Genomic DNA, 26,979 nt, shown 5'->3' with positions numbered 1-26,979 from the left:
GCTTAAACATTAAACAAGAAATGAAGGACATCACCATCTTTAACAATATAAGATTTACCTTCAGCGCGTAACTTACCGGCTTCTTTCGCACCCGCCTCGCCTTTAAACTCAATAAAATCATCATAAGCGATGGTTTCAGCTCGAATGAATCCACGTTCGAAATCGCCATGGATAACACCAGCGGCTTGTGGGCCAGTAGCGCCTTTTTTCACAGTCCAAGCGCGTACTTCTTGTACACCTGCTGTGAAGTAAGTTTGCAAACCTAATAATTCATAACCTGCTCGAATCACACGATCCAAACCAGGCTCTGTCATGCCAATGCCTTCTAAAAACTCTAATTTTTCTTCGTCTTCTAATTCAGAGATTTCAGCTTCAAGTTGGTTACATACTACAACTAAACTTGCGCCTTCTTCTTCAGCAATTTTACGCACAACATCTAAATGTGGGTTATTTTCAAAACCATCTTCATCAACATTAGCAATGTACATAGTCTTTTTGATCGTTAGCATGTGGAATTCTTTATCTAACGATAACGCTTCTTCTTCTTCCAACTCTAAAGAACGTAATGGCTTTCCAGCTTCTAAATGTGGTTTAGCTTTTTTAAGAATCTCAATCTGACGGATGGCTTCTTTGTCTTGGCCTTTTGCTTTTTTCGCTAAACGAAAAATTTGCTTATCAATTGACTCTAAATCCGCTAATGCTAATTCAGTGTTGATGATGTCGATATCATCAGCAGGGTCAATCTTGTTAGCAACGTGAATCACGTTATCGTCTTCAAAACAACGTACAACGTGCGCAATGGCATCTGTTTCGCGGATATTAGCTAAAAACTGGTTACCAAGACCCTCACCTTTAGATGCACCTTCAACCAAACCTGCAATATCAACAAACTCCATTGTAGTTGCGATGGTTTTTTGAGGTTTAACGATTTGAGCCAATGCCGTTAAGCGAGGATCAGGAATGGCTACCACACCCGTGTTTGGCTCAATGGTACAAAATGGGAAGTTTGACGCCCCAACACCCGATTTAGTTAACGCATTAAATAACGTGGATTTACCAACGTTTGGAAGTCCAACAATGCCACATTTAATACCCATTTTGATCGCCTCTATGTTCTGTGTGTAGATACAGCCGTTATTGCTGTAAAAAAAACGCGCATTGTACGCAAAAAGTGAGGGGAAATATAGAGGTGGTTTTGAGGTGTTTGGACTTGACACTGAGTTACAATATTAATCAATTAATTATGATATCAAGAGCAGCACACATAATCCCAAGCTTAATACTTAATACTGGTCAAAGGTTCTGAAAATAGTTGATTTTATAGACTGAATCCAACTTTTAATCCTAAATAATTTAAATTAGTCATTATTACTATTTAAAACCCAGAGTACTGTTCTTTTGACACGGAACTAACTTAATAAAATCAAGCCTAATCCTGACACTCTTTACTAACTAACAATTTGAAATGAATAAACCTTTAGCATATTCTTTAATTTTAATTATTATCAGCATAATGATACTTGCCACTTCACACTTTACATCACAATCAAGAAACATTAAAAAATCCATATCAACAATTAAACACTCATTTAAAACAGAGGGATATTTCACACCATTAAATGGTAAGAGAATAAATTTCACAAACAATGAATTCATCATTATAGATTTACATCATCAAACCAATGGGTTTGTCATCGCCTATTCTTCAGATGAGTCAATAAACCTAATAAAAGACTATCAAACCATTTACCCAGCTTATGAAGCATGGGTAACTCGATTACATGCTAATTACCATTCAAAGGAAGATTTTTTTAATAAAAACGCTGATCTAAATTGGGTTATAAATAAAAATTAAATTACCCCTGCAATTTAAGATACTCACTTTTAATGTTCACAAACACATTTTCACCCAGTGTATTTTCAAACTCATCCGTTAGAAACACTCTATCTTTTTCTTTAAAAACTGATAAAAAATCCTTTCGTCCTTTTTTGAATTGTTCGATTGAATAATGAGATAAATACTCACATTCCACTGCTTTACAATATTTAATATACTGGGTATTTGATACACCTAATATTGCCATATCCATATCAAGAAACAGTTTCGAGTCTTCATCATTATCAGTCACATCATGTGAAGCCGTCATGTTTATAAGCGCTTCAACACGATCAATAATTTTTACATCTACATTTAATTTTTTAAGGGCTTTACGTGCATATATTGTGCTATTTTTTTCGTTACTTGAACTTGATACGTCATAAATCACATCATGAAAAAACAAAGCCATTGCAACAGAAGTAGGATCATTTAGTTTATATTTATACTGTTCAAAATACTCAAACAATTCTACTAAGTGCCCTATATTATGATAGGTACGGTGTGACTCACTATAATGATTCATTAGGTCTAAAAATATTTGATTCGCTAATAATGAATCACCTATTGGTAATGCATTCCAAATTAATTCAAGCTGATTCACCTCTTGTTTTGTGGGTGTTCTGTAACTATTTTTAGCTCTATTGATTTGATCGCGCTTTGCAATCATTTTAGCTGCAACATCAGAAGACACATACCGTAATAACGACAAGTCTTTGTTGGTATTCAAACAAATTCCACGAGCAAACGAAGAGGACACATGACGTAAATCTGGATTAGTCGTAGCAAAATAAGCTTGTGAAAAACTTTGTACCCCAGGCTCGGTTAAAGAATCTGCAAACAAACCTCTATTAACCGCCGCTAAATCCCCTTCTTCTTCAAGGTCTTTAATGCCACGTAAACCTCGCACACAAAATGACGAACCGACACTTTCCATAAAATCGACCGTTAAGCCTTCGTATGCGGTCACGATCACTTCTTGATTTGCGCCTAAAAACGGACGAACATCGCGATCCATTTCTCGCTCGATCATGGCAAGTCGTTGATCTACAGTAAACATCGGTTTTTTATTTGGGTTAATTCCAATGGCCACATACAATTTAGGATATGGCATTTTTGCAGCACTTTTTACAACATCTACATGTCCAAGTGTCATAGGGTCAAACGAACCGACATAAACAGCAGAGGTATTATAATTTAATGGCTCGGATTCAATTTTATGACAATCAACCATTTGAGCTAAACACAATCGAAGCTGCAATACACTTGCCTCTAACTCACCTGAGTTATCGACAACAAAATCTGCTCGGATATTTCGTTGTTCAATTGGCATAAATACAGAATAACGTTTTTCAAAATCGGCTGACGTTAATTTGGGTGTCTGACGATTGAGTGCTCGTATTTTTTGTTGCTCATAAGGTAAGAACACATTAATACTGTAATCAAAATACGATTCGCTTTTTGTTTCAAATAAAAACGGAATATCTGCGATTATAAAGGATGCGCCGGCTTTGATTTGTTGCGCAACAAATAATTCATATTGTTGCCAAACAAGCTTATGTACTTCTTGCTCGATGGATTTCCAAAGCGCGATTTGCTTCGGGTCTAATAAAATTGTTTTTAGTTTATTGCGATCCACTTGATTATTTTGAATAAAATCATCACCACAATTATTTCTAATGAATGTCTTTAAATCATCATTATCAGAATACAGATCGTTAACTATTTGGTCTGCATCAAAAACAGCAATGCCTAATTCAACCGATGCGTGCTTGGCTAAAGTAGATTTGCCGCTTCCAATTGATCCGGTTATTCCGATTTTAATCATTTAATTACACCCAGCATTGAGAGGTTAGATTGTTGATATTAGTCTTTAAAGATAACATCTTTATATAGCTCAATCATTAATTCTAAATCATCAGCTATTTCACCTATGGTTGATATCAATTTTTTAATATCTTGATTAGGATCGATATAAAAATAATCAATCGTGAATTTCAATGTATTTCCAAATTGACCTATAATAGGTGGAAGAGCAACACTTCTAATTTGCATAGGTGATCCTGCGCGTGCTTCATCTTTGACCCACCAAGAAATAAATTCAAGTGCACGAAGTCCTTTTGCATCGGGAGTGATTTTGAAATCCATATAAATAACTAGTTCTTTATCTTTACCACCTTGCGTTCGAGATATGGCACCTAATGGATATTCAGCAAACGGAAGTAAACCAAAATGATCTTCTTCTATTTCTTCAATATCTAATTTACCAATTTCAACATCTATAACACCGGGTATTGATGAAAGCGTATCGGTTAATTTAATAATTTCAGGTGGGTTTGAAAATGATTTTAGACTGATTAGAAGTGTTAAAATAAAGGTGATCGTAATACGCATTGTGTATCCATTAATATTTAATATATGGATGGACATTCTAACTTAGATTTTAATTAGCAACAATAAACAAGGGTAAGCCAACCAAACCGCCTTACTCACTTTCAATCTGTATACTTTTTTGAGGGCCATGACTTAAAAAATAATCACATTCAAATTCTTCCACAAAAGCAGCATTAAGTGTCACTTTCTCATAAAGCCAAAAAATCTGATTATCTTGCTCCACAGATTTACGCCAAGTAAAACTCGCTTGTAACCAGCCATCATTCAATTGTCCTATTAACTCTAACTGTCCATTTTTATGTTGATAACTTAACTCAATAATTCCATCAGACGCTTTAACTAAAAATTGCTCTAACATCACAGAGCCATCTTTTAACAAACTGGTTTTAAGCTTGCGTGTTATTGCATCTGTTGATTGATCATCACTATTACTATGACGATCAATTATGCAGTTTGAATTTAATATGAAAAATTTGGGTTTGGCTTGAATGGGAAAGCATCGAGTTTTGTATTCACCTAACATTACTTCATCTGGTGCTTTTTGACCTTTATCCCACTGTTCAATATGTATTTGAAATATTAATGTATTCATAAATTATGATTCAATATTATTTCAAAGGATCCAATAACCACTTTGATTTATTCCAAGTTGGGTCTTGGTTAATTGCGTAATCAAATGCTCTTGGGTGATCTTCAGTTTCAATAATGCTTTGAATAAAATCATCGGCAATCACAGGGTCGTGCAAACGCCACACAAGTTGCTGTGTTTTATTCCATGTTACACGGGCAACAAACAATGCGTTGTGATTTTTCTTTAATTCGACATCTAATTTTTTAAAAAACGTATTTAGTACTTCTTTTTCAGCATCCGTCGGCATGTCTTTGTCATCTAAATTTTGTAAATCTAATGTAAGAGTACAAAACCATGGAAATACTTCTTGGTGTTTAAACGCGACTAAGCTTTTATTAACTAAGCAAATTGCTGGTTTATTATTACCCTTCAATTCAACTAATTCATAACTTTCTACAGGGACGGTAATGCTTACTTTTTTAGGCTCTGACACGATTTTGATCACTTTTTAGGTTGATTGATTTGGAGGGGAATTATCCAGTTTTTGGGGTTGAGTTCAATGGTTTTGATTTTTGAATGTTTTTTCACAATGAATCCCGAACCTACAGTAAATTTCGGGTAGGTTATGGGTAACTTCTTGCTATGGCCACAGTGGCTTTTGTATTTTTGATTTTATTTAAGACTAATTCTGATTCATTACCTGTGATCTTACTCGCCCCACAAAGTGCGGAAGATTCTGCCACGCCATACACCCCCACGGTTTGAAATATATAATCCGATTTAATGCTTAACTGATCTTCTACCGTTTGTAATGTAGGTACATCAAATGTATTGAATGGAATATTGAGCAATGTACTTAATGCCATAAACGCTTGTTCATCCGCTTTAATATCGATGCTGTTGATGCTTTTTATTTGGCTTAGTTCTAGATTGGCATCGAAGAGTGCTTGTGTGATTAACGATTGCACAAAAGAAATAGGACAGTTTCGCTCGCAGCCTAATCCAATTGTATAAATAGGTTTAACGTAAGCTTTAGCGGTAGTTTGTACTAACTTAGCATTTATTTTATTTGCAATTGTTGCAGCAAAATCATTGGCGCCACCTTCGTGCCCACTTAACAGTGGAATCACAAACTCACCCTGTTCGTCTAATACCAATACTGCGGGATCTTTATATTTGTCCTGCAATACTGGCGCTAATGTTCGAACCACAATACCCGTTGCGCTGATAAATATTAAACGATGACCCTGTTTAAAATGCTCTTGAACGGTTTGGGTAAACGGTTTTGGTTTGTATAATACTTCACTGTTTTCAACTAATGAATTTAAGCGATTAGCAAGAATTAACCCTTGTTCCGTTAGCGCAATAATACACACCTTTAATACGCTCATTATCTTGGCCTATCTTTTTTGGTTACTACAAACATTGAAAAATACGGCCCGGCCTGTTTGTCTAATTGCGTGACGTCTTCTTCGATGAATTCATTATCTCGACCGATGTATTCTAAATATTTGGCCTCATTTAATCGGTTGGAATTTTCTAGACAGTTAAGTATTTTAACTCGTGCGCGTCCTGCTTTCATAATCACAATTGAATCGTAATTTTTTAAAGTCGATTCAATAAACGCGTCATCGTGCCTACCTGTAATCACACAATACGATTCTGTTAACATAGTTAATGGATGTTGTAATGCACAGGCAGCAGATTGTGGTGAGCTGATGCCTGGTACAACTAAAGTTGAGTTATGATCTAAGCGTGATAATAAATAAGTAAATGACGCGTAAAAAAGCGGATCGCCTTCGCATAAAAACACCACTTTTTTGTTGTCATCTAAAAGCGATTGTATCTGTTCGCTTGCTTGGTCGTAAACGGCATCGCCTACTTTTGCATCATCAGCCATAGGCATTAAAATTGGCAATAGCGTTTGTGATTCAATAAATAAATTTGCAATGTCTTTGGCTTGAGAATGGCCTTTATCGTTGACTAAAAACGCAATCACGTCGGCTGATTCAATATGCCTTACCGCTTTAAGTGTCATTAATTCTGGATCACCCGGCCCCACGCCTACCCCTACAAAACAGCCTATATATACACTCATTGTGTGATTTCCGTTTTTGTTAGCTTGAACAGGGTCACTGGTAAATTTGGTCGATACATAATTTGCCCTGCTAATTTTTTTGACTGGCTTACTGCAATTTGAAAGGTTTGGCTGTCGCATTGTTGGTGGAGTTGTTGTGCTTGCATAAACTCAAGTAATTGATGTTTTGTATTTTCAGTGACGGCACTGGCTACAAGTAGTCCGCCAATGGGTAAAGTTTGCCAAACTTGTTTTAAAATTTCGTTTAACTCCCCCCCGCTCCCACCAATAAATACTTTATTGGGTTTAGGAAGATTCGCAAAACCACTTGGTGCTTTAGCATTAACAATCGATAAATTATTCACACCAAATTTTTGTTTATTAGCTTGTAGACACTCTAAACGTTCTGGGTGATGCTCAATGGCTACAATATTTGTATTGTTATTCCAATACGCCAATTCGACACAAATTGAACCACACCCTGCGCCCACATCCCAAATTACATCTTGGTTTTGAATTGACAATAACGACAGTATATTCAAACGCACTTCGCGCTTGGTCATCATACCTTTTCCTGATTCACCATCGGTAATAAATAGATGATCTTCAAACCCTGGAAAACTGGGTAGTTTTGAAGTTTGTTGTCCTGTTTTTATAACACTCACATGCAGTGGATCAAATTTAATATCGGTTTTTAATAATTCATCAACCGTAAATGATTTTACTTTTTGATCGGCATACCCTAATTGTTCACACACATAAATAATCGCATCGGTTAGCCCTGCTATTAAACACTCATTTGCTAAATGTTTGGGCTGACTGTTTTGATCCGTTAAAATTACAAGATTAGTATGGGCTAACAATTTGCGTTTGATATTTGATAAAGGCCGGCCGTGTAAACTGATGACTTCACAGTCTTGTAATGACAAACCTAATTGATGACAGGCAGATTGAATACTTGAAACAGCAGGGTAAAAAACTAATTGATCAGACTCAAACTGCTGTGACACCCATCGACCAATGCCATAATAAAGCGGATCGCCCGAGGCTAATATCACAATGGTTTTATGTTCTGTGATTTGTTCTTTCAGCATTGATAATTTTGGTAAGGCTTGTGTACGCGTATGATTAATTTGATGATTGATCACTTCGTGTTGGCGCGGTGAGCCAAAAATGACATCTGCAGAATTTAAGACAGCAACCACTTCTTTTGAAAAATCAGAATGCTGTTGTACACCCAAGCCAATCACATAAATTTTCATTAAAAATACATTCCTGCATGACAACGTAATAACGCATTAACAGTAGCAGAAGAAACCGCACTGCCACCTTGTTTACCTAATAAGGTAATGCATTCTAACCCTAACTCTTCAAAGTGTTGCCACAGTGCATCTTTAGATTCTGCCGCGCCTACAAACCCTACTGGCATGCCAATAATTAAAGCGGGTTTGTCTGCGCCTTCTTTTATTTTTTGTAATAAACCAAATAACGCAGTGGGGGCATTTCCGATCACAACGATGGAGTCTTTTAAATAGGGTGTCCAATAATCCATTGCCGCCATGGTGCGTGTGTTTTTAATTTTTTTAGCAAGCGCTGGTACGTCTGGGTGATTCAAAAAACAATAGGGTTCTTTTGAAATCAATCGTTTAGTTATGCCTTGTTTGACCATTTCAACGTCACACAAAATGGCGGCGTTATTTTTAATGGCTTCTAATCCTTTTTGACAAGCATTGGGGCTGAAGCGAACTAATGTGGCGACTTCAGGCAAACCCACGCTATGTACGATACGCATCACAACTTGTGTTTGCTCTTTGTCAAAGCTAGTTAAATCCGTTTGTTCACGAATTAACTGAAAGCTTTTTTCTTCAATTTTTTGAGGATTGGGTTCGTATATAAAATTCATTTTTTAATAGTTTTCTAAAGGGTGTTTAAAATAAGAAAATTAAGCGCTTAACATGACTTGATTGAAGTTTTCGAAATCAACTAAATGTTTATTTACGATTGATTTCACGATTTCAATATTTAAAGACTGATAATCGTGTACCGCTATATTTCTAAGCCCAACCATTTTTTGTAGGTTTTCACTAAGTACTTGATCAATGATGTGATTTTTATGCAAAATTACGAATGCATCTCGTGCACTTTGTACGAGTTCTAACTTATGCAAACGGATATAACGATTTGCCATATCGATACTGGCTTCGCATACGCGATGTAAATTTAAAACGACGGAATCTTGTTTGGTAAAATTCATTTTAAATTCTTCAGAATCACAAAACTCTTCGTTGATTCTTTTTAAACATCGAACAATGGTGGCCGACTTATTTAACAGAACACCATCGATGTTTGATTTATCTTTTTGCATGACTCATTCGCTCCATATAATCATCAATCATTGGCTTTCTTGCTTCTTGTAAATGTTGGTACATGCTGATGGTTGTAGTATCGAACATATCAGCTTTATCAAATTTGTCATATAACACCATACCTTCCGTCACAACTTGAAAACGCATTACGGTTGAGCACTCATCAAGATTAACTAAATCGACATCCATATTAAGCACTAACGCTAAGGACTGTGCTATCTCCCATCTCTGTACATTGTCTATTTTCTTTTGAGAGAAAAAAGCCACATCTACATCACTTTGGGCTTTGTTTGTATTAGAGGCCATCGAACCAAATAAATAAATCAGTTCAATTTCGGGCTCTATTAAGATTAATTTTTCAACAATGATATTTTTAATGTTCATAAATCGACCCATTTAGATTGCAGATATGTTCGATGCATTGATCTAGAGTATTAAATGCAAACGATTGATCAGATGGCACATGTAAAATAGCTGGACGCTGAAACATGATCACATCAATACCCAGCTCGCGTGCGGCGGCTATTTTGCCATAAGTGGCCTGCCCTCCGCTATTTTTACTGATAATCAAATCGATTTGGTTATCTTTCAACCATTGCTGTTCACTTACTTGATCAAACGGGCCGATTGCTTTTATCCAATTAACGTTGTTTGGTAATGCTTCTTTGGGTTGAACTGCAGTACGTAAAAATAGATTTTTGGTTTGTTTAGATAATTTAACAAGAATATCGTGAGGGGTTTGCCCTGCGGTTAGAAAGACGTTTTTTTGGTGTTTGAGTGCCCCAAACACTTCTGACCATTGAATTATTGATGTCCATTTATCATTGGGATACTGGTTCCATTGCGGCCTTTCAAATCGAATGTATTGGGTTTGACAAAGACTACAGGCCTGCTGAGCTTTATTGGATATATTCACAGCAAATGGATGAGTGGCATCTAGTACACATTGGATGTCTTGATCTTTTAAATAATGTTGCATTCCACCATATTGACTGAATCCGCCAATGTGAATCTGGCAGGCTAAATCTGGAGTGCGCACTAATCCCGCGATGGAATAAATAACAGCAATTTGGGAGTTGATAAGAGAGGTGGCGAGTCTTCTGGCATCAGAAGTCCCGCCTAATATTAATATTTTATACGGACTCAACGTCTTTTTGGTGGGCGTTATTTTTGATTGCATTTTCATTTTGTTTGACAGAACTAGGCATATGTTTCATGGATGGCTGGTGTAATACTACTCTATTTCTGCCATGAACTTTAGCCTGATACAGCGCTAAATCTGCATTATGTATGGTGCGTTCAATAGTTTGACCCATTTTATAATGCGCCACCCCAAAACTTAATGTAATTTGTAATTGTTTATGATCGTATTCTATTTTTTGCTTCTCAACCAATTCTCTTAAAGTATTAGCAAAGTGCAAGGCTTCTTTTTCGTGGGACCCAGACAATAATATTAAAAATTCTTCACCGCCCCATCTAGACACACTGTCTGTTTTGCGTACTGTATCTTTAAGTAATTTTGCTAAATGTTTTAAAGCGGCATCGCCTGCAGCATGGCCGAAGGTATCATTTAATTGCTTGAAAAAATCAATATCTCCCAAAATCAAACTAAAACTTCCATCATTTCGTTCACTAAGCGCTTGCTGCAAATTGATGTCTTCTAGCATTCTTCGGCGGTTATACAGACTGGTTAATTCATCAGTATTGGCTTGTTCGTTCAACTTATGAAGCACTTCAATATTACTTTGATGGAAGTAAACCATCACTGGAATCACAATCAAACAGGATACCAAAAGAAAGAAAAGGTTGAAAAATGTCATTAAATTGTCGGAAGCGACATTTAAAATACCAACTTCTGGCAAAAAGTAAGTACCCACTAACACTGCCACACATAATCCTAGCATTGCATATAATGGTTTACCATGTAATACATCCAGTAAAACCATCACTACGACTAAAGGCCAAATAACATGATGATAACCATATTGAGAACCCAATAAAATCTCGGCTCCAATCCAATAAAATAACATGGAGGTCAACATCAAAAAGAAGGTATAACGTCTTTTCTCTATACTTTCAAAGTACATTGACGCGCTGATAAATAAAAGCATCATTGCCCCCATTACCCCCATCACAGACCAGCCGCTAAGCAAAAAGACAATATACAAAAAAACATGTTTGATGAATGATGCGTATAGTATTGCACGCCCCACTCTACGTGAACGCACTCTCCTTAAATTAATATTCATAATGCCCCAAATGAACCCTTAAGTGACTAATAAAATAACGCCAAATATTTGATTGTACCAAAGTAACACACCTTTAACTGATAACATTGTCCAAAGTGTCTAATTTAACAATTTGATACATATAATTGATGAAGTAAAGTTATTTTGACGTTATCCTTCATGTTTCATGCCATATAAAAGGCAACTATAGTTTAATACCTATGCTGCCTAAATAAAAGAGAACACAATCATGAGTAATATTGTATTTTGTAAAAAACTAAACAAAGAATTAGAAGGCTTAGATTTTGCGCCTATGCCTAACGCCAAAGGCGATGAAATATTGGCCAATTACTCCAAACAAGCATGGAAACAGTGGCAAGATCATCAAACTCGCTTAATTAATGAAAAAGAATTGAGCCTTATGAATCCTGAACACAGAAAATACTTACTAGAACAGATGGACAAATTTCTTACTAATGAAGACTTTGATCAGGCTGAAGGGTTCAAAGAATAAATCAATTTAACTAAATCAGGATGCTATTAAATGTAATGATGCATCCTTTTTATGTTGTAACCCAAACAAAACTGCTCAATAAGAGTAATATTTTTAAACCACTTGATTGTAAATTTCTCGTTTCTTTTCCATATAAAATCCTATAAATTTCTCACATTATCTATACACAATTCTAATAATGTTCGGCTAAACTCTAAATCAGTTACCTCCTATCAAACAGCCTTTACTTCGAGCCAATATTTATCTCATTTAGTGAAAAAGGGATAGTTAGAATTATCCAGTAATTTAATTAGGAATAATCATGATTAAGCCGTTTTTAAAAAAGGGAATAAGTTTGCAGGCATTTGTTGGTGCCTCAATTATTATGTGCATGCTTGTATTAGCCGTAGCACTTGTAAGCATCTCTTATGTAAATAATCGCAACACTTTAATTGAACAAGTAGAACGCACCGCATTAATTATGACCGAAGCCATTGATAGTGGCATTGTGCAAATCACAGATCCTGTCATTAAAATGGTTCAATTACTGGAACTTGATCCACTTGCTGCTTCAACGGATTTTGAATCTCGATTACTGCGCATAAAAGTGCTGGTTCGAACATTAGAAATGAACAAACTGCTCAGTGCGATTTATTTTGGCTATGACGATGGAGATTTTTTTCTATTACGCACTGTTAATTCTCAAGCATTAAAAGATCAATACGGATTAGGTCCACAAGCAAAATTTTTATTACAAGCCATCGATCGTCAATCTGATGGAAAAATTCAAGAAGTCAATTGGTTTGTCTATGATGAAAATTTAAATATCATCAATAAAATTCAACCTGAAGATTATCAATATGACCCTCGCTTAAGACCCTGGTTTCAATCTGCATCCAGCAGCACTGACACAATCATCACTAAACCTTATATCTTTTTTACCACTCAAGAAGTAGGGCTAACGTTTGCACAACGTAATATTAATACCGGTGCTATAGTAGGTGTGGATGCGGCGCTTGGAGATCTATCTAATGTTTTAAAAGCATTACAACCTTCACAGCACACACAACTTGCGTTAATAGATGTTCAATCCAATGCTATTGCTTATTCAGACAGCTCAAAACTGATTCAGCAAGATGAACAAGGCAATAGCCATCTAGCCAAAATTACAGATTTAGATGTTTCTGTTTTAACTCAATTATCTGAACAAACTCAAACCATTGCGCAATTAACAAAACTAGAGGTCAATAAAAGCAACTGGTATGGCCTAAGTTTAGCTGTAGGGCAAAATATGAGTGACTGGCGATTATTATTTGCTGTGTCGGAATCAGAATTATTTTCTGAAGTGAATGCTCATATGATTAAGCAACTGACATTATCAGGTGTCATCATTTTAATTTTAATTTCTTTAAGTGGCATCATTGCCAAACAAGTTTCAAGCCCACTGTTAGCCTTGGCTGAACAAGTCACTGCGTTAAGTTTATTTAATTTCGATACAAAAATTGATGTGAAATCCAATGTAAAAGAAGTACAACTGCTTGCAGATTTAACTTCTCACATGGCTGCAGCCATTAAAAACTTTCAAGCGATTTCAAATAAATTAGCCCAAGCTCCCAATGGAGAAATGACTCTTGATCATATTGCTCAACATTTAATGGCCATTACCTCTGCTAAATCTGGTGTGGTGTATTTATTTCACAATGATCAGTCAAAAATGATAAAAGCAACCAGCACTGATTTGATTTTTCCAGACAGCATAGATCTTAAATATGAGAATTGGAAAAAAATAAAGTCCCAACTAAAAAATACCATTGAAATTAATAATGAGCATTTGTTTGTTGCACCATTAATTGATCACAATGAAAAAATGCTTGGTGCTTTAATATTAGAATTGCCAGATCATATTGTTTCAAAAAATATTTCGTTAGATAACTTCATTCAAGAAATTGCAGGATCAGCAGCAACGGCAATTTCAACACGCAATCATATTCAAGCGCAACAAGCCCTATTAGATTCAATCGTAAAATTACTTGCAGACACCATTGATGCAAAATCCCCATATACAAGTGGTCATTGCGAGCGTGTGCCTGTCCTAGCAGAATTAATCGTAGATGCTGCAATTGACTCTGACGCTGTAGATTTTGAACACTTCACAATGAATAAATTACAACGTCACGAATTTAAAACCGCAGCTTGGTTACATGACTGTGGGAAAATCACAAGTCCGGAATACGTTGTGGATAAAGCAACAAAACTGGAAACAATTTATAATCGCATTCACGAAATACGCACTCGCTTTGAAGTATTATGGCGCGATGTAGAAATCGAATATTTAAAAGGATTAAATCAAAATAAAGACGAAACTACGCTCTTGTTTAAACGTGCACAACAACAGCAAAAATTACAAAAAGAGTTTGAATTATTAGCCAAAACCAACATTGGAGCGGAATTTACAGATGAGCAAACCATTGAAGAAATCAAACAAATTGGCATGCAAACTTGGCAGCGACATTTTAGTAAAACCATTGGTTTGTCTTACGATGAAGCCAGTCGAATTAAAAAAGCCGACCACCTTCCTGCCACTGAATATTTAATAGATGATAAACCAGAACAACTGATTGAATGGGGCGCACGAAAACCTCATGTTGAAAAAGATGATCCTAAAAATATTTGGGGATTTGATATGGAGTTACCTAAATACGAATTTAATCGTGGAGAAATTTATAATCTTTGTATTCAACGTGGAACGTTAACTAACGAAGAACGCTTTATTATGAACAACCACATGGTGCAAACCATAAAAATGCTTCAATCGTTACCGTTACCTGAAGAGTTAGCAAATGTACCTAACATTGCAGGGAATCATCATGAAACAATGGATGGAACAGGATATCCACGAAAATTAAAAGCAAGTGAATTAACCATTCCAGAACGCATTATGGCTGTAGCGGATATTTTCGAAGCATTAACCGCATGTGATCGCCCATATAAAGAGGCTAAAAATTTAACCCAATCGTTATCCATCATGGCAAATATGGTGAAACATAATCAAATTGATGCATCGATTTTTTCATTATTTGTTACCACAGGTACCTACAAACAATACGCTGAAAAATATTTATCGCCTTCTCAAATTGATGAGGTAAATACTACAGAAATATTAAATATCGCTGGAATACATTGAATAGCTTAATTCAAAATAGAAATCGAATACGTACTTTTTTATTCAATTGCAACTAACTAATATTTCCTGTCTGCTGCGTAAAAATACAGTCTAAAATTTCCTCATTTATCTATTGATTTCTGAATCTTTTCCATTGGATAAATGAGCGAACACATCCCCTCAAACACATACCCTCAAACACATCAACTAAACATATCACTTAGGGTTTAAAGCTCTATTTTTTTATCTAAACTCAAACCAATTTTATGAATTTTGACGAATATTTACTAAGATTAAAATACATCTATCCTGTTATAAAGAATTCGTTTGATAAATTGACATTTTTCTCGTTGAGATAAAAATTTAACTGTTTAGTTATTTAAAGTTAGAAGCTAGATTCAACGTCTTAAGTCATAAAAATATCACGCACAATTAATTCATCAACTTGGACTATTTATAAAAACCTAAAGAATCGGATGATGTAATTGTTTGCACTGCCCTTGCTGCTTCAATTCCAGTTTTAATTTTTCTAACAGTGTCTTTGCCTCTGTAGGATCTGAATTCAAAATAGGTGTTGGTAACATTTCTTTTGGAAGTCCCTGCAACAGATTCAATTCCTGTTGCAGTCGAAGTTTCAATTCTAAATCCTTTGACTGTGATTGTCTGTGACTATGATCCTGTTGCAGCTTTTGCTTAAGTATTTGATTCATTTTTTTGATCCTGTATGGGTGATGTTTCTCTTTCTGACATCACATTTTGTATAACATGCATGGTAAACACCTTAAATAAGTCGAACACCAATCCAAAATACAAGACAGTCAGCATTTTCGAGTGGATTTAATAAATAAGAATAATTTACGTCAGCCCTACTAGCCAAATTCATATGGCCTGTTGCAGCAAAGACTTCGCCTTCATTTGTATCAAAGCCATTACAATTGATGCTTATAGTCGGTAGTGAAAGATTTATGGAACTTGATTTTAATTATTGCTCTACACCAAAAAGGAATCAGCAAAAAACACTAAATACATCGGTTTCGCTAAAAATTCATGCCTAGAGTTTATTTGTAAGAACATATATTTTTGATGAATTCCCCCCCTCCTCACCTTTTTATGTAAGCGCTTACATAATAACGCAAACATTTACTAAATACTGCAACTCAGCCCTACTTTTTAAAAATATTTCTTGTAATTCATTTTACAAAGTACTTCATCTTCAAATGTGCCGGCCCCATGTTACCGATGCTGCCATCATTACATTTGCGCACACTGAGTTTATGTAGCACAGAAATGTACATTATGATCCCCTTCTTCAGGAGTTGATTTTTGTCTCATCGCCTAATAATTGAATCATGATTGAAGTCTATTTAGATGAATCTTTGCTATTGTCTGACATGCATAATCCTTTAGAATGTTTTAAGAGCTTTAGTTAGAAATATTTTTTAACTTTCAAAGTAAAGCTGCCTCAAGCAATATAAACGCTATGTTTTACATTTGTGTTGCTATTACCGTAACTGTTTGATTTGAAATGGTTTTGTGTATTAGCTAACTTTACTCAAATATTGTATACATTGTACTATTTACAATGCCTTTGCTGAGTTTGTAAAAAGTGATTTGAATGTTGCAACAACAATTTAAAACATAGCCAATATAAAATTGCTTTTCAATTAAACAAACACCAACAATTAGTTGGTTTCTAATATATTAGAAAGGGAAAATGTATGTTCAATAGTGTTAAAAAAACGATCATGTCCACTGCTGTTGCAATGGGTATCGCCAGTTCAGCCTGTGCCCAGAGCCCCGTTGAATTATGTGAAACAAATTGGATTGACAAATCTGATGAAATATTCGCTAAAGATTGTGCAGATATGGCCTTTAGTGATGATTTAAAAGACCGACAAAAAGTAGCGTGGATGTTTGATAATTACATAGACGCTGCTTGGACAGGCAGCTCAAGACCGTATAATTAATTGTTATTTTTTAAAATGTAAGTAAAAGTGCTACTTGGGTTTGTACTTGGGTTTCGAAATCAGGAGGGAGAGTTTAAGGTTATAAAATAATTATCTCTAATAAAAAACTTCGCATCAATTAATGATGCGAAGCTTGAAATAAAAAATCTATAAATTAATCAAAATAAGTAGACGCATATAAAGATTCCCATTTTTTAATCCAACGTTGAGCAGTGGTAGCTGAGCTTTTTTCAATATCTTGTAACGCTAAATTTAAAGGTCGGTTGTCTGTGGCGAATAATACATGAGCAAGTGGCATTGGAAAACGCACGGTATTGTCTTTTAGCATTCGACCCGATGTATCATTGCCTTGAATGACCACTGGATTTTTGCAAACACCATCTGGATTTGATTGACGTGACTGTCCCCATTTTGGTTGCACTTCCATATATTTTCTAATTCGTTCGGCATTATCATTGCCTTGGGTGATATCAATGCCTTGTGATTTTGCTAACACCAATGTATTGATAATGGCACGTACTCCTAAATCTTGATGAACTAAATCACGACAGGTTTCTAAAGTCATGCCCGGTACAAATTTATTTGTGTCCCAAGCACGAATACCTTTTTCTGCACTTTTGGACGACGTAGGCATTACGGGTATGCCATTATCTGCGGCAATATAAATATAAGATGGCGTGTGTTCTTTCCAGCGACTGATCGCTTTGTCCATCATGTTTTTATTACTTAACCAAATGGCAGCACTCATATGCGCTTCAATACGAGCGTGTAACCAATTATTAGCTGCGCCATCTTTGTCGCCAGTCACGCGAGGTAGCATTAGATTGGTGAATGCATTCATATCTTGAGTATGGGAATTTGTCCAGCCATCATAAGTGTAACGTAACACTTCAGCGGCATTTGCATACCACGGTAATACCCAGCCATATTGCAATGCTGCATTTGAGCCTTCTGGATCAAAGCCTCGAAAATTATCTGTGTTTGTCCAAGATTCTAAATAATCCATGGCTTCTTCAGAGTACTGTGCATCACCTGTAATAAACCCTAATAACGCTAGGGTGTAAACGTCAATGCCATCTTCAGTTGGCCAATTACAAGCTTGCACGGTTCGCTCACCGTTTTTATCTTTGTTGTAACTGCCGCAATAAATTAACCCTGCGCCACCTGCTGCAAAATTTTCTTGTTCAGGATTTCTAATACGGCGTCCATTTCGATTAATTAAATCAAACATTTCTTGAACTCGCGCTATTGTCACAGCATGGCCATTCGCAAAGCGTGTTTTTAAAATATTTAATTGAGAAATAGGTGTCATCATTCCAGGATGTTTAATGCCGTTAGTTGTGACTTCTTCAGGATCGGGATCTGGAGTAGGGGTTGTAGAAACTACAAATAAATCTTGTAGGTAACACGCTTTACGTACTCCAGGTACAGGATCACTACCAAAGCTTGCGTTGTTACACATCACGCTTCCGATTTGATTATTTAAATATACAAATTCACCATTAGTACCAAAAGCAAGATTAGCCTCGCCATTAATAATAACCTCTTTACCTTCGTCAGCTACCCATTCGTAACCACTGGGTGCTTGTGAAGCGGGCACGGATTTGTAATAACATTTTTTATTAACACTAGGAATCGGGTCGCCAAAGTTTGCACGATTACATTGAAGTGTCAGTGTGTTTGGATAGTCAGCATGAAGATTGCGGCGATAATTAAATTTGCCTTCTGCACCAAATGCAATATCCATTGTGCCGACAACATCAAAATATGCTTGTCCGTTTGCTATAAAAGTAAAGCCGTCTGGAGCATCATTGTTGTCGGATACTTTTGTGAAACACTGCTTTGTTTTACCAACAGCGGGATCAAAATCAAAAGAAGAATTTTCGCAGGTTATATTTTCAGTTTGATTATTTAAATAAACAAAATCCCCGTCAATGCCCCATGCAATATCCATCTGTCCTTTGATGTGTATTTCTTCATTAGGATGAGCGGCAAAAATATATCCAGCAGGCGGTTGAGATGAAAACATGTTAACCCCCGACACAAATATCATGACATCATCAACCACTTCGCTTGCGCCAATATAAAGACCCCAACGATAGCCAATTTCATCAGTACGTTCCCATTGACCGGTGCCTTTTAAAATACCGTCAACGTACATTTCATAATCTAAACCGTTATCACGCACTCGTAAATCAATGCCTTTGCCTTCCATATTACGCGCAACAATAAAAGTATCGCCCACTCTTGGTTTAAACCATAAGTGTCCATCACCATCTAAACGTAACATTACCGACCAGTGATCTACTTCGTTACCTTTGGCTTGCATCAACGAACAAGTATGCTCAAACCCACAGCCTTTTGCGTTGATAATTGTAAAGCGTGCTTGAAATTCTCGCCAAACCCCAGCTTCAACATTCCAACGATTTTGTGGACTATATACCTCGCTTCTAGCGGCAAGTGCTCTTGAGTTTCTTGTGTTTTCTTCTGACTTAAATAATCGAAATATTTGAGTGTCGCCATCTTCTTGATACCAACGACTCCATTTAGAAAAATCATTGGAATCAATGTCTGAATTTGCCACTGTATGTAATTTTAAATGCTCACCAAGTTGTGCATTTTTAGCATAAGGCGTGGTTTCAACTAATGCATTTTTAACATTGATAATGGATCCTGTAACACCGGTAGTACTGGTTTGCCCTAATGGTTGTAAATTATCTTTGGCAAGCACATCCATCCAAAGATCATCTTCACCGGTTTGTGAATACAAATCATATTCAACGGTAATTTCTGTTTCTGTTTCTGTTTCTGTTTGAGTAGGTGTAATCACTTTATCTTCGTCAAAATAAAAGATTACTTCAGCTAAACTGCTCCAATCTGAAATTGAATTACCGCCACCCACTATTCTTAAAAATTGAGTATTCGTTGGGTTAATATCAAAGTATTCAAAATCTAACGATGCGCCGCTTGATGTATGAGTTGAAATTTCAGTCCATTGCAATGCATCTGATGAATATTCAAAAGTAAAATCAGTGGTGCGTTCATCGCCTTTTACAAAAGCAATATCTAATCCTTCAAGAGTTTGTGTGTCGTTAAATTCAAATTGAATCCATTGACCAATACCTTGAGCAGACCAGCGAGTGTTAATGTCTTGATCATAAACATTAACAGGTAAATTTTCGTCACTTGCACTAGCACTGATCCAAACGCCATTTATTAAAACAGGAGCAATGGTTGTATCTGTTTGAGTCTCGGTTATCACTTCTGTTTCAGTTTCAGTTTCAGTTTTAGTTTTAGTTTGTGTTTGTGTTGGTACTTCCGATTCAGTTGGTGTATCGGTTTTAGTTTCTGATTCAGTTTGTGTTAAAACTTCTGACCCAGTTTGTGTTGTTGTTTCTTGAGTTTGAGTATCAGTTACATCAGTAGGTGTAACGGCATCTTCAGTGCTATCACCACAGGATGAAAATATTAAAGCGGTAGAAAGTGCACTCGTTAGTACTATATGATTATTCATGTTGTTATTACTCTTTAAATTATTTTAAAATAATCCTTTCTAGATTTTTTTGGACTTTAGATAGAGGGTTTATAATTATTAAAAGGCATTTTTTAAAATTAAAAAATGCCTTTATTGTTAATTAACTCACTATCGCAGCCGTAATTATTTTACCCACGTTTGAGTCACCATCTGCGCCTGCACGTTTAATGCGTCGATTCATTGCATAGGGTTTTAAGCCGCATGCCGCGCCAATGGTTTTAGCCACACTTTCTAATGATTCATCAAGTGGAATATCACCATTCATATCACCAGCCCCCGTTGTGGAATTAATTGGCATCGCACCAAAGTCTCCACCAAATTCGCGCAATCCACCAATAACACCTGACTTCACATTTTTACCTGCTAGTACTGTCACATGGTGATGTAAATTATGATCACGACCGTCACCGTTTTTTACTTTTCGTAATGTACGGCCAAAAACGCCACAGGCTGCAAAAGTGACTTTGTCTTCCATACCATGTGTTTTAAGACTTTCAAACATGTGTACCATTTCTTTACAACTTTGCACTGTGCCGTTGGCTTCATCTAGTAAACCAGGGTCAATATGATTGTCGCCACCAAAATTTAAATTAAGTGTTACTACTGAGGTCATATTTAATTTAAAGGCAATAATTGAAGCATCGATTAACCCTAAATTTTTATCTTCGTATTTTACTTCTGAAAATTTTGCAATAAGTTCTTCATTGAGTTTTCTAACTTCTACTAACGATTGCACCTGATCATCAAGCCATGCTTTTTGTTTGCGAGTGCCTGTTTTTTTGAGTTGTTCATTTAACGCCATTAAATCCGCGTCACGCATTTCTCGAATTAATTGATCTCTATTATTAAAAGAAGGAAATAATGTTTTCATAGAACTAGGGTTGATTTGACCAATTGCCTGTCCTTCAAAATCCACTTCAGGGCCACCTAAATATAATGGTGGTGCTTGAATGGTTTGATGAATTGGCTGCAAAGCTGCTGATAATATCGATGGTAAAAATTCAGGCGAATTGGTTTCACTGTTTGGTCCACGAGAGCTGCCCATTAATTTCATGACACCTGAATACTGTGCATGAATATTAGTGCGTGTATCGTGATGAATAAAACTCATTCGATCCATGGCCCAAGGTACGCTTTTTTGCAAATCAGCCCAAGGTTTCGCTGCTCGATAAGTGCCAGAGCCTAACTCAACATTTTGAGCGACCATGCTTGGTTGTGTGTTGTGATGCACGCCATCTAATCCTGTGTCATAAACTCCAGGACAGTTATTGTTAATTGGTTCGCCAAAATGACTCAGTGCCATCATTAAATACTGTGGATGATCAATTGTTGCTGCAATGGCTTCGTCTGATGGTATTGCACCAAGTAAAACGCCCATTGGCAGTCCGGTTGCAAAAGATCGAGTTGTCCATAACCCGCCCTGTGCGCTCATTGCTTTTAAAAGTGCTCTGCGTGATGTTAATTTTTTCATGAGTGTCTCCTAAAAATCGACTGAAGATATTAAGGCAGACGTACAGCCTAAAGTGAAAACTGAAATTAAGCGCTCGTATAAATTTCCATTAATACTGGCAAGGTTGTCATTATGATTTTTCAAACCTGCGCGAATCACATCAAATCTTGAATCATTAGAAGCAATACCCATAATTTCAGGCAATAAGTATTGATCTAAAAAATCGTCAATAGCAAGAACAGGAAATTCAGGCTTGTTGTAATAGTACACAGCAATGCGTCGACACATATTTTCCATCGTGGCATAAGCGAACATATTAGGGCGTGTGGGAGTGGCAGGTTTTAATGCGCCACGAGTCCAAGTATCTTCAGGAATACTTTCACTTAATATTTTAATTTGATTGTTAGTGTCAACGCAGGGGTCCACATCATTTCCAGAGTAATTACTTAAACGTTGTTGCAATAATTCGCACATGTGCTGTCTGCGAGTGATTGACGCATAGGCAGGTTGTGCGCGATCTGATTGTTCTTCAATATTTTTTGCTATCAAATCTGAGCTAAAAAATTCAACAATTAATTCATTAAAATTAAAGTTAGACGTTTTAAATGCTTCACTTACCGCAATAAAATCTTCATCTGTTTCAACACAGTCTTGTGAGTTAGCATAAAAACACAATTTTTGTACCCAGCCTTTAGCAAAGTTTGGATGCGTAGCAAGTGCGTTACCTAAGTCTTTTAATGAACTGCCCATTTCGACATGGTCATTAAAGCTAAATGATGCAGACTGTTTAATGGCTGCTTTTTCAGCCTGTGTTCTTGGTTTACCAAAACTGTCATCAAAATTATTTCTAAAATAATTTCGCATTGGATCTAACAAACGGTGACACCCATAACAATCAGTACCAGGGGCCGCATGGTCAGGTGTAATGGCATCTTCATTAATAGTGATCGACACATCATCACCAGCAAAGCTTTGATTTAATGCAGTAATTAATGCCTGGTTAATGGTAACTCGCCATTGATTGTCATCGTTAGTTTCCCAGCGTGCAAAGAAGTTAGGGTGCGTAAAAAATCCTAATCTTTCAGTGTCTAAATACAAGGTATCAGTTTGACGAATTGCGGGTAAATCCCAAAAACGTATAGGTCTGTTTTCATCGGTTGCTTTAACAATTTTGACTTTTTTCCAATTTGTATAATCTTGAGGTTTAAATAATTTAAATTGATTCCCCCCACTTGTTTGATCGGAATACTGATTTAATGCTCCCCAAACAAATGCAATTTCAGGACGAGTTATAAGCGTGTCGTAATCGCCTCTTTGATTAATAAACCCTGTTTGCCCTTGTGGTGCTGGAAAGTAAAAGCGACGGGTATTGATTTTTTGTTGCATGGTGTATTGTTTTTCTTCTTCAGATAAATCTACGCCAATTTTAAAATCTAATAATTGTTTTTCATTCGGGTGATCAATGGCTAAAAATAAACTCATAAGCGCAGGTGTCATCATCCATTCGTCTTGAGTAGCAATGTCTGTAAACGGTTTGTTTTCTTGAACAATTAATTCCATAATTGTTTTAATTGCAGACTCATGACCGTTTTCATAAATGGTTTGATTAATATATCGTGTTGGTATGTTTGCTCTTATGTACCCGCGTAATTGTCCAATATATTCATCAGGGCCTAGCTCATGGGCAAGTTGTAAGTTTTCTTCTAAAAACCATTCCATTTTTTCAGTGTAGCCAGCGGTTTGTTGCCATTGACGAATTAAGTCAGGCATTGCTGATGCATCCAGTTTAACCGTATTTAATTCGGTATTGGTTAATGCTGAACCATTGATTAACAATTTTGCTTTACGCATCACCGATTCAATAGGCACTTCAGATTTTTGAATACTTTCTGTGCTTGTGGGTACGTAAAATTGTTCTTTAATGTAGTTCGCTAATGAGGTTGCACAGTCGTCGATACAGTCAATTGGATTTGTCGGTGGCATGTTATTAGTGATTGTAGAAATTAAAGTATCGTTTTCAACTCGACTGGTTAAATTAGGTAATTGAGCGCCACCAGCATGACAATTAGCACAACCTTTTGTTTCAAATAAAACGGAAGGTTCTACTGGTTTGGGTGGTTCAACCGTCATTCCACTAAGTTCGCCTTGAATACTTAATTCATGAATCGACCACCATCTACTATCAAAAGTGCTGGTTTGCGTAATGGTAATATATTGCGCAGTAATATTATCAAGGCTGATGATTGTTTTAGGGGATGTGCCAATTTGATCGGTAAGTGCATCAATCCAATTTATGCCATCATTAGAATAAGAAACGTCATAACTTCTTGGAAAACCGTCCGGATTTAGGTTGTGATCCATTACTATATTACTTACAAAATAAGACTCACCCAAATCTATATTAATCCACTGACCAGGTATTTGCGTTGCTTTTGTAGCCCAACGAGTATTCATGTCTTTATCAGCTAGATTATAAATATCTGCTTCATTGTGACTTGAGGTTAATATCCAGTTTGTTGATTCGATCGTTACATGATTAATATCTGTTTCTGTTTCTGTTTCTGTTTCTGTTTCTGTCTGAGTTTCAGTTTGCGTTTCTGTTTCAGTTTCAGTTAGATTTGAAGAAAATCTATTGATAATGTATTGAGCCAATGTTTCTGCACATTCATCAATGCAGGCAGTCACATTGTTTTTTGGCATGTCTGTATGAATTACATTTACAAGAGTATTGTTATCAATTAATTGTGCTAAATTAGGAAGTTGTTTACCTTGTGAGTGGCAAAGGTTACAGGTTTTTTCATTAAATAATTGTTCAGACTCTGTAGAAAACTGCGCTACAAATTCTACGTAACAGCTTTTTTTAACCCCTGGAATTGGGTCTTTGCCAAATGTTTCATTTGCACAAGTAAGTTGGCCTGTTTGATTATTTAAAAATTCAAACTCGCCATTAGCACCATAGGCAACATTATATATGCCAATTAAATTAAAGGACTCTTTTTCGGATGACTTAAGTGAGTAACCGATTAATGGGTCAACAGAAATATCGGTTTCGGTTTCAACAGGTGTTTCGGTCTCAACAGGTGTTTCGGTTTCAACAGGCGTTTCAGTCTCAACGGGTGTTTCAGTGTTAACAGGCGTTTCGGTCTCAACAGGTGTTTGGGTTTCAGCTGCTGTTTCAGTTTCTGAAATTGTTGAAATAAAATCACCATTATTATTGGTGGGATCTAGTACGGGGGATGTATTTGTATCACAACTTATAAAAATAAAAGTCATAACAAAAATAGCTAAGATATTTTTCATATCAGTTCTCGATTTTATTATTGATTAGGGTGTTAAGTCACATAGATGAATATTCATTTATACCATCATCCATTTTTATTGATATTTATTACAACTCAAATCAGTGGTGATTTTTTTAGATTTTAAAATATCAAAATAAAGCCGTGTAAAATGTTGAACACGGCTTTTTTAAACTAGGTGTTTTTTATTGCAGCATGAATAATTTTACCTACAGGCGCACCTTGTGAATTTTCACCTTTTGCTTGAATACGAGTATTAATAACAGTTTTTGAAACACCTACAGCAAAGGCTAATGTTTTTGCTGCTGACTCTAACGTTTCTGTTGCAGGTATATCACCGCTATTGGTTGAGGCACCGCTTAAACTGTTAATGCCCGTTGCACCAGCATCACTACCTATTTGCATTAACCCACCGATGACACCTGGGTTAATATTGGCTCCTGTAATCGCCATCATATGGTGCTCAGCATTATGTGAACGCCCTGTTCTTATTTGTCTGAATGTACGACCAAATACATTTAAATTTGCTAAGGTTACTTGGTCTTTTAAGCCTTCAGCTTCAATACGATTGAAAAAATATGTCATATCATTACAGCCACTTATTGTGCCGTTAATTTCGTTTTCCCAATCTTCATCGTTATGGTTGTCACCACCAAATGGAATGCCAATGGTTGCAACAGATGATAGATTTAATTTAAAACAAAGCAGCGCTGCATCAATTTGGTCATGTAAATCGCCACTGTTTATTTTAGTAAAACCTTCAAGTAACTGTATGTTTAACGAACGCAATTCTTCTTTAGAGCGAATGTGTTGATCAAGCCATAATGTTTGAGATTTACTCGCTTTTTTATTACCCGTTTGTTTAAGCATGTCTGAAAATTTATTAACTTCTTGGTCGCGTAAATCTTGCAATTGCTTTTCAACACCGCTAGGCGCATCAAACAAACTTTGTAATGCAGAAGGCGACATTTCTTGTACGGATTGGTTTTGGTATTTAACTCCGCCACCGCCAAAACGAATAGGGCGACTTTGAATGGTGCCAAAACGATCAGGTTCAGCCATTGCATGAGAAATGATTGAGGACAAATGATCTGGAAAATTCGCTTCGCCTTCTGGGCCGCGCGTTTTACCCACCATTTCCATCACGTTACCAAATTGCGAATGAATGCCTTGGTAAGTTCTGTGATGAATAAATGCCGTTCGATCTAAAGCCCATTGGGGTAAAGTGCTCCAAGGCGTCGATGCTCTATGTATTTGACCACCAAGTGAAACCTCAACAGGTGCTAATTTAGGGCTAGGATTATTAACCACAACATCAACACCTGAATCGTAAGATCCAGGACAGTTAATGTTCATTGGGTCGCCTTCAGTTCGCATACTGAACATTAAAAATTGCGGAGGCATGGCCTCTTCATTTCTAGAGTTAGCCGCCATTGATGGTGCTGACATAGTCAGTAATGCAGCAGCAGGAATACCTGAGACAACTGATCTTAATAGAACCGTTGCACTGCCAGTACTTATGTATTTTAGTAAATCTCTACGTAATTCATTCATGGCAAT

Annotated in this window: 22 protein-coding genes; 4 read left to right on the top strand and 18 right to left on the bottom strand. The window is 36.3% G+C overall.

Annotated features, from left to right (window positions below):
• Positions 1–2: 2 nt before the first annotated feature.
• A complete protein-coding gene (gene ychF / locus TYM08_RS06450) occupies positions 3–1,097 on the bottom strand; it encodes a redox-regulated ATPase YchF (protein ID WP_422382147.1) in 1,095 nt (364 codons plus the stop codon).
• A gap of 368 nt (positions 1,098–1,465) precedes the next feature.
• Between ychF and TYM08_RS06445 the strand changes: the two genes are divergently transcribed.
• Entirely contained in the window at positions 1,466–1,855 is a 390-nt protein-coding gene (locus TYM08_RS06445) for a hypothetical protein (RefSeq protein WP_422382146.1), read from the top strand.
• 1 nt (position 1,856) lies between these two features.
• Here the strand turns inward: TYM08_RS06445 and coaE are convergent, their stop codons facing one another.
• From coaE to TYM08_RS06385, 12 genes are all read right to left on the bottom strand, one after another.
• Complete coding sequence (gene coaE / locus TYM08_RS06440) at positions 1,857–3,704, bottom strand: dephospho-CoA kinase (RefSeq protein ID WP_422382145.1); 1,848 nt, start codon at positions 3,702–3,704, stop codon at positions 1,857–1,859.
• 38 nt (positions 3,705–3,742) lie between these two features.
• Positions 3,743–4,270 (bottom strand): hypothetical protein, encoded by a 528-nt coding sequence (locus TYM08_RS06435; protein WP_422382144.1) that lies wholly within the window; start codon positions 4,268–4,270, stop codon positions 3,743–3,745.
• 91 nt (positions 4,271–4,361) lie between these two features.
• Positions 4,362–4,862, bottom strand: coding sequence for a hypothetical protein (locus TYM08_RS06430; protein ID WP_422382143.1), 501 nt, complete (start codon positions 4,860–4,862; stop codon positions 4,362–4,364).
• 16 nt (positions 4,863–4,878) lie between these two features.
• On the bottom strand, positions 4,879–5,334 hold the full coding sequence (locus TYM08_RS06425) for a DUF695 domain-containing protein (RefSeq protein ID WP_422382142.1): 456 nt from the start codon (positions 5,332–5,334) through the stop codon (positions 4,879–4,881).
• 130 nt (positions 5,335–5,464) lie between these two features.
• Entirely contained in the window at positions 5,465–6,232 is a 768-nt protein-coding gene (locus tag TYM08_RS06420; protein ID WP_422382141.1) for a cobalamin biosynthesis protein, read from the bottom strand.
• Positions 6,232–6,939 carry a precorrin-2 C(20)-methyltransferase gene (gene cobI, locus TYM08_RS06415; protein ID WP_422382140.1) on the bottom strand — a complete coding sequence of 236 codons (708 nt, stop codon included), beginning with the start codon at positions 6,937–6,939 and terminating at the stop codon, positions 6,232–6,234. The genes TYM08_RS06420 and cobI overlap by 1 nt, the downstream gene beginning before the upstream one ends.
• The gene (gene cbiE, locus TYM08_RS06410) at positions 6,936–8,180 is read right to left on the bottom strand and encodes a precorrin-6y C5,15-methyltransferase (decarboxylating) subunit CbiE (protein ID WP_422382139.1); all 1,245 of its coding nucleotides are present in this window, start codon (positions 8,178–8,180) and stop codon (positions 6,936–6,938) included. Before cbiE ends, cobI begins: the two co-directional genes overlap by 4 nt.
• The gene (locus tag TYM08_RS06405) at positions 8,180–8,821 is read right to left on the bottom strand and encodes a precorrin-8X methylmutase (protein WP_422382138.1); all 642 of its coding nucleotides are present in this window, start codon (positions 8,819–8,821) and stop codon (positions 8,180–8,182) included. Before TYM08_RS06405 ends, cbiE begins: the two co-directional genes overlap by 1 nt.
• Positions 8,822–8,860: 39 nt before the next feature.
• The gene (gene hepT / locus TYM08_RS06400; RefSeq protein ID WP_422382137.1) at positions 8,861–9,283 is read right to left on the bottom strand and encodes a type VII toxin-antitoxin system HepT family RNase toxin; all 423 of its coding nucleotides are present in this window, start codon (positions 9,281–9,283) and stop codon (positions 8,861–8,863) included.
• On the bottom strand, positions 9,270–9,668 hold the full coding sequence (gene mntA / locus TYM08_RS06395) for a type VII toxin-antitoxin system MntA family adenylyltransferase antitoxin (RefSeq protein WP_422382136.1): 399 nt from the start codon (positions 9,666–9,668) through the stop codon (positions 9,270–9,272). The genes hepT and mntA overlap by 14 nt, the downstream gene beginning before the upstream one ends.
• Positions 9,658–10,464, bottom strand: coding sequence for a precorrin-6A reductase (gene cobK, locus TYM08_RS06390; RefSeq protein WP_422382135.1), 807 nt, complete (start codon positions 10,462–10,464; stop codon positions 9,658–9,660). The genes mntA and cobK overlap by 11 nt, the downstream gene beginning before the upstream one ends.
• Positions 10,418–11,533: a GGDEF domain-containing protein gene (locus TYM08_RS06385; RefSeq protein ID WP_422382134.1), complete on the bottom strand. Its 1,116-nt coding sequence runs from the start codon at positions 11,531–11,533 to the stop codon at positions 10,418–10,420. Before TYM08_RS06385 ends, cobK begins: the two co-directional genes overlap by 47 nt.
• A 229-nt stretch (positions 11,534–11,762) precedes the next feature.
• On the opposite strand from TYM08_RS06385, the gene TYM08_RS06380 reads away from it, so the two are divergent.
• Both TYM08_RS06380 and TYM08_RS06375 read left to right on the top strand, forming a co-directional pair.
• Positions 11,763–12,026: an oxidative damage protection protein gene (locus tag TYM08_RS06380; protein WP_422382133.1), complete on the top strand. Its 264-nt coding sequence runs from the start codon at positions 11,763–11,765 to the stop codon at positions 12,024–12,026.
• Between the two features lie 301 nt (positions 12,027–12,327).
• The gene (locus TYM08_RS06375; protein ID WP_422382132.1) at positions 12,328–15,189 is read left to right on the top strand and encodes an HD domain-containing phosphohydrolase; all 2,862 of its coding nucleotides are present in this window, start codon (positions 12,328–12,330) and stop codon (positions 15,187–15,189) included.
• A 443-nt stretch (positions 15,190–15,632) separates the two neighbouring features.
• On the opposite strand, the gene TYM08_RS06370 is transcribed toward TYM08_RS06375, so the two are convergent.
• Positions 15,633–15,878 (bottom strand): hypothetical protein, encoded by a 246-nt coding sequence (locus TYM08_RS06370; protein WP_422382131.1) that lies wholly within the window; start codon positions 15,876–15,878, stop codon positions 15,633–15,635.
• Positions 15,879–16,886: 1,008 nt separating this feature from the next.
• On the opposite strand from TYM08_RS06370, the gene TYM08_RS06365 reads away from it, so the two are divergent.
• The gene (locus tag TYM08_RS06365) at positions 16,887–17,135 is read left to right on the top strand and encodes a hypothetical protein (RefSeq protein ID WP_422382130.1); all 249 of its coding nucleotides are present in this window, start codon (positions 16,887–16,889) and stop codon (positions 17,133–17,135) included.
• A 154-nt stretch (positions 17,136–17,289) separates the two neighbouring features.
• On the opposite strand, the gene TYM08_RS06360 is transcribed toward TYM08_RS06365, so the two are convergent.
• The 4 genes from TYM08_RS06360 to TYM08_RS06345 form a co-directional block, all read right to left on the bottom strand.
• Positions 17,290–20,649 carry a discoidin domain-containing protein gene (locus TYM08_RS06360; protein ID WP_422382129.1) on the bottom strand — a complete coding sequence of 1,120 codons (3,360 nt, stop codon included), beginning with the start codon at positions 20,647–20,649 and terminating at the stop codon, positions 17,290–17,292.
• Between the two features lie 121 nt (positions 20,650–20,770).
• A complete protein-coding gene (locus TYM08_RS06355; protein WP_422382128.1) occupies positions 20,771–22,141 on the bottom strand; it encodes a DUF1501 domain-containing protein in 1,371 nt (456 codons plus the stop codon).
• Positions 22,142–22,150: 9 nt separating this feature from the next.
• Positions 22,151–25,420, bottom strand: a complete 3,270-nt coding sequence (locus TYM08_RS06350) for a discoidin domain-containing protein (RefSeq protein ID WP_422382127.1) — start codon at positions 25,418–25,420, stop codon at positions 22,151–22,153.
• Positions 25,421–25,593: 173 nt separating this feature from the next.
• On the bottom strand, positions 25,594–26,973 hold the full coding sequence (locus TYM08_RS06345; protein WP_422382126.1) for a hypothetical protein: 1,380 nt from the start codon (positions 26,971–26,973) through the stop codon (positions 25,594–25,596).
• Positions 26,974–26,979: the final 6 nt, after the last annotated feature.

This window comes from Marinicellulosiphila megalodicopiae, from assembly GCF_045862395.1.
GTDB lineage: Bacteria > Pseudomonadota > Gammaproteobacteria > Pseudomonadales > Natronospirillaceae > Marinicellulosiphila > Marinicellulosiphila megalodicopiae.
The sequence above is the reverse complement of the archived record's forward strand: the minus strand, read 5'-3'. Positions and strand labels throughout refer to the sequence as shown.